Source organism: Streptococcus parasanguinis, assembly GCF_001069785.1.
GTDB classification, from domain to species: domain Bacteria; phylum Bacillota; class Bacilli; order Lactobacillales; family Streptococcaceae; genus Streptococcus; species Streptococcus parasanguinis_T.
This window is the reverse complement of sequence record NZ_JVSR01000038.1, coordinates 1-3,756: the sequence shown is the minus strand read 5'-3', so window position 1 is coordinate 3,756 and position 3,756 is coordinate 1. Positions and strand designations below refer to the sequence as shown.

At 38.9% G+C, this 3,756-nt stretch carries 3 protein-coding genes; 2 read left to right on the top strand and 1 reads right to left on the bottom strand.

Going from position 1 to position 3,756, the window contains the following annotated elements; all coding sequences use genetic code 11:
• Window positions 1-82 precede the first annotated feature (82 nt).
• Complete coding sequence (locus ADG03_RS02685; protein WP_049471760.1) at window positions 83-889, bottom strand: ABC transporter ATP-binding protein; 807 nt, start codon at window positions 887-889, stop codon at window positions 83-85.
• 74 nt (window positions 890-963) lie between these two features.
• Here ADG03_RS02685 and ADG03_RS02680 point away from each other — a divergent pair, with 74 nt between their 5' ends.
• A complete protein-coding gene (locus ADG03_RS02680) occupies window positions 964-2,091 on the top strand; it encodes an AI-2E family transporter (RefSeq protein ID WP_003008322.1) in 1,128 nt (375 codons plus the stop codon).
• Window positions 2,092-2,226: 135 nt separating this feature from the next.
• Window positions 2,227-3,708: an AcpB/EbpR/MafR family transcriptional regulator gene (locus ADG03_RS02675; protein ID WP_049471761.1), complete on the top strand. Its 1,482-nt coding sequence runs from the start codon at window positions 2,227-2,229 to the stop codon at window positions 3,706-3,708.
• Window positions 3,709-3,756: the final 48 nt, after the last annotated feature.

Genomic DNA, 3,756 nt, shown 5'->3' with positions numbered 1-3,756 from the left:
AAAATCGCTTAACTTATTTTACTTTAAAGTAGTTTGTCTACATTCTAAAAGTGCTAAGATGAAAATCTTAGCACTTTTTGATTTATTCAGGGTCTTCTGTGTGTGCGATTTCTGGTTTGACAAAGAGTCGCTCGTCACCCAGATCAATAAGGGATACTGGTGCTTCGTAAAACTGGCTAAGTACATGAGGAGTTAGGATGTTTTCCTTTGGCCCTTCTTCGACCACTTGGCCATGTTTGAGCAGGAGCACATGGGTCATATCTTTTGTAATTTCTTCTGCATGGTGGGTGACGTAGATCATGGTTGGCGCGTGATCCAGTTGTTTGATATGATGGATCTGACGGAGGAGCTTTTCTCTGGCAAAGAGATCCAATCCACTAGAAGCTTCATCAAAAATGATCAGATCTGGCTGGTCCATGAGGCTTCGTGCAATGAGAACGGTCTGCTTTTCTCCCTGGGAGAGCTCACGGTATTTGCGGCCGATCAAAGAGCTAGCCCCAATTGAAGTTAGCATATCCCGTGCCCAGTTCAGTTCTTCCTCCCCGTATGCAGCATATAAGATACTACTCTTGTATTGACCAGTTAGGACAATTTGCTCTGTCAAAAGATGTTCTGGCAGTCTTTCTGAAATAAAGGAGCTAACGATCCCAATACGCTTACGTAACTCAGGAATACCCCCTTCTCCAAAGCGGGTTCCAAGGACCGTTACCTGGCCAGAACTAGCCCAGTATTCAGACATGAGGAGTTTGAGGAGGGTCGATTTTCCTGCTCCATTTAAGCCTAAAATCGCCCAACATTCATTTTCTTTTACTTGCCAGTTAATCTCTTTTAAAAGGGCTTTTCCATTGCGGATCAAATTGACGTCTTGTAGTTCAATCAAATTATTCATAACTTCATCCTTTTGATTAAAATCCCCTTTATTCTATCATAAAATATGGTAGAATAGAAAACAGGAGGTAAGGAATGTTTCGAAATAGTAAATTGTTATTCTGGACATGTGAGATCTTATTATTGACGGTGATTTTCTATATTTGGAAATCAATGGGGACTTTAATTTCTCCATTTGTATCTGTTCTGAATACCATCCTCTTACCATTTTTAATTGCAGGTTTTTTATATTACATTACCAATCCGATTGTTGAATTGTTGGAAAAACACTTAAAAATCAAGCGTGTGTTTGGGATTTTGATCACCTTAGTCCTCTTGTTTGGGATCATTGGCTTAGGGATCTTTTATCTGCTCCCTATCTTGATCAATCAGTTAACCAGCTTGATCAATTCAACTCAAGGACTTTACTGGGAAGTTCAAAGTTTGGTTCGAAAACTCTCGACCAATCCTTTGTTCCAAAATGTGAATATCCAGTCGACGATTCAGCAGTTGAATCTCTCTTATATGGATATCCTACAAAATCTCTTGAATAGTGTGACCAACAGTTTAGGAAGTGTGGTTAACACCATTGTCAATACGGTCTTTATCTTGATCATGACCCCTGTCTTCTTGGTTTATTTCTTGGTCGATGGGAAGAAGTTATTACCGATGTTGGAGCGGACCATTTTACGCAATGACAAACTCCACATTTCAAGCCTCTTGATTAGTTTGAATGAAACGGTCTCTCGCTATATTAGTGGGATTTCGATCGATGCCTTTATCATTGGAACCCTAGCCTACATTGGCTATAGTTTTATTGGATTGAAGTACGCTTTGGTCTTTGCCATTTTTTCTGGATTAGCCAACCTCATTCCATATGTAGGACCAACCATCGGGTTGATTCCGATGATCATCACCTATGCCTTCACAGATATGGATATGATGATCAAAGCAGTCATTTACATGTTGATTATCCAGCAGATCGATGGGAATATTCTTTATCCGCGTATCGTTGGAGGCGTGATGAAGGTTCACCCGATTACCATTATGGTTCTCTTATTGCTCTCAAGTAATATTTACGGCATTATCGGGATGGTCGTTGCGATTCCAGTCTATTCGATTGGAAAAGAAATTGTAAAATTCTTGGTGAATCTTTATGATAACCACCGTGCTGCTAAGGAACAGAAGAAAAAAGAAGAATTTGGTATCATTAATAAATCATAGACTCTAGCGCCTATATGGGCCTTAGAGTCTTTTTTGTACATTTTTTTGAAAAATGCTGGAAAAAAGTCAACAAGTGCTATGAAATGTGTTAAAATATAAGTGATTTTGAAAGAAAATATGAAAAGGTAGGAAAAGATGAGACTGCTCTTATCGAAAAAACAGAGACGCCAATTGCAATTGTTGGAAATCCTGATTAAGGAAAAAAGATGGTTCCACTTGAAAGAGTTGGCCAAGCGTTTGGATTGTACAGAACGTTCGTTAAAAGAAGATTTGTCTAATCTTCGTAGTACATTTGATGACTTTTTAATTGAATCATCTACCAATGGGATCAAGATCAGTTATGAGGATTCGGTTGGGCTTGAGGTGATTTACCATCACTTTTTTAAAGAATCACAAGCCTTTGCTTTGATTGAATATCTCTTTTTCAACAAGGATGTTTCCAATGAATATATTTGCAGAAAGTTTGATTTGAGTTACCAATCTTTCTACCGCTTGATTCGGACGATTAATCAGAAGCTTCAAACCAAATACAATGTAAAGATTGATTTGAAACCCTTGAATCTTGTCGGGGATGAGATTGACGTTCGTTTCTTTTATGCCCAATATTTTGCAGAGCGTTATTACTACATGGAGTGGCCTTTCCCAGAATTTAAGGAAGAGGCGGTGACCGATTTGATCACCTTCTTCTTCAAGCTCTATGGCTATCCATTGACCTTCTCTGTACTCAGGTCTTATAAAGTTCTCTTGACAGTCTACTTGTCACGGATTAAGCAAGGTTACTTCATCGACATGCCAACGAACTATGATGTGTATAAGGACCAGTATCAAGGGGTGACCAATGTCGAGGAGATGTTGCGCTACTTTAGCTTGCAGTTGGGTGTCGAGTTGAATGAAAAAGTGCTGGAACAGTTCTTTATTATCTTTATTCAAGAGAATTTCTATTTCAGTCCAGAAAGCTTGATCGAAGCTGCAGAAACGGATCCTTATGCCAAAGAATCGACTAGACTCATCAAAGATATGTTCAAGGATCTATGCTATACCTATGATTTAGACATTGAAAATCTTGATGAGATGTTGATGCATGTCCATAACACGTCTCATCTCGATCGGAAGGAATTATTCTCTGAGTTTCTCTTGTTTGATACCAAGACCAATACCAACGAAGATTTCATGAGCATCTTCCCAGCCTTCTATGATGATTTGAAGGAGCATATCATCACTTATATGAAGACCATGAAGCATGATCTGAATGATGAGATCATCAAGCACATGATCTATACGGTCTATACTCACTGGGAACGTCTCTTACCACAGTTATTGCGTCGTCGGAAGTCTATTAAGGTCTTGATTATCAGTCGTTTTGACGATCACCATGCCAAATCCATGATCGATTTCCTTGATTTCTACTGTACGGATAACTTTGAATTTACGCAGATGATCAAGTACAATCTAACAGTAGATGATATTGAAGCTTCGGATGCAGATGTGGTGGTAGCCAACTTTATGATGCCTGAATTAAAGAAAAAACCATTTATTTGTACAAGTAGTCTCTCATCGCTTGAGCTGGTTGAAAAACTCAATGCCTTCTTTTATGATTTTACCAGTGCAGAACACTAAAGACAAAGTCTTCTTAGAAACTTTCCTTAGGTGAGTACGGACGTCAGC

Coding starts and splice junctions, on each gene's coding strand:
- ADG03_RS02675 (WP_049471761.1), top strand. CDS start 2,227: ATGAGACTGCTCTTATCGAAAAAACAGAGACGCCAATTGCAATTGTTG.
- ADG03_RS02680 (WP_003008322.1), top strand. CDS start 964: ATGTTTCGAAATAGTAAATTGTTATTCTGGACATGTGAGATCTTATTA.
- ADG03_RS02685 (WP_049471760.1), bottom strand. CDS start 889: ATGAATAATTTGATTGAACTACAAGACGTCAATTTGATCCGCAATGGA.